1 protein-coding gene is annotated in these 1,240 nt (G+C 69.4%); it reads left to right on the top strand.

The window, feature by feature from the left end; all coding sequences use genetic code 11:
* Positions 1 to 1,240, top strand: a 1,240-nt coding sequence (locus EQG76_RS06500; protein ID WP_159711697.1) for a DUF3141 domain-containing protein, incomplete at both ends; no start/stop codon positions are given.

Raw genomic sequence — 1,240 nt, 5'->3', positions numbered from 1 at the left:
CCCTGCAAGCGGCCGATCATCGTGATCGACCCGCGCGCCGGGCACGGACCGGGGATCGGCGGCTTCAAGCCGGACAGCGAGATCGGCGTGGCGCTGGCCTGCGGCCATCCCTGCTACTTCGTGGGCTTCACCACGGAGCCGGTCCAGGGCCAGACGATCCTGGACGTGATCGACGCGCTCGGCAGCTTCCAGGACGAGGTGATCCGGCGCCATCCAGACGCCCAGGGCCTGCCGCTCGCCATCGGCAACTGCCAGGCAGGCTGGGCGCTGGCGATGGCCGCTTCCATCCGGCCGGAGCGGTACGGGCCGCTCCTGCTCCCGGGCGTGCCGCTCGCCTACTGGCAGGGCACCCATGGCGGATCGCCCATGCGCTATGCCGGCGGGATGCTGGGCGGGACTTGGCTGACCGCGCTCACCGGCGACCTGGGTGCGGGTAAGTTCGACGGCGCCTGGCTGGTCTCGGGCGAACTTCGCGCCAATGACGGCACCCGGATCGATCTGCGCAACATCAAGGGGCCGATCATCGTCTTCTGCTCGAAGGGCGACGAGATCACCCCGCCGCCCCAGGCGCTCGGCTGGATCCTGGAGCTCTACAAGGACGTCGACGACATCCGCGCGCACGACCAGACCATCGTCTACAGCGTGCATGAAGCGGTGGGCCATCTCGGCATCTTCGTGTCGGGCTCGGTGGCGCGCAAGGAGCACCAGGAGTTCACCTCCAACATCGACCTGATCGACGTGCTGCCGCCCGGCCTGTTCGAGGCGGTCCTGACCAAGGCCGGCCCGGACACGCCGAACGCGCAGCTTGTGGCCGGCGAGTGGGTGCTGCATTTCGAGCCGCGCGACCTGGACGACATCCGGGCGCTGGGCTGCAACGACCTGGCCGACGAGCGCCGCTTCGCCACGGTCGCCCGCGTGTCCGACATCAATCTCGGCCTCTACCGAACCTTCTGGCAGCGCTACGTGCAGGCGCTGGCGAGCCCGGTGCTGGCGCAAGCCGCGCGCAAGCTGCACCCCGCCCGCCTGCCCTACGAGCTGTTCGGCCAAGACGGCCTAGCGATGCGCATGCTGGAGGAAGCCGCCAAAGAGGTGCGGGCGCAGCGCCGGCCGGTGCCTGAGGGCAACCCGTTCACCCTCATGCAGGAGCAGTTCTCCAATACGGTGGTCACCATGCTCGACGCATGGCGCGACCTGCGCGACGGCATGACCGAGCAGGCCTTCCTGGCCATCTACGGCCAAC

Source organism: Geminicoccus flavidas, assembly GCF_009806515.1.
Lineage (GTDB): Bacteria > Pseudomonadota > Alphaproteobacteria > Geminicoccales > Geminicoccaceae > Geminicoccus > Geminicoccus flavidus.
This window is presented reverse-complemented; position numbering and strand designations above follow the sequence as displayed.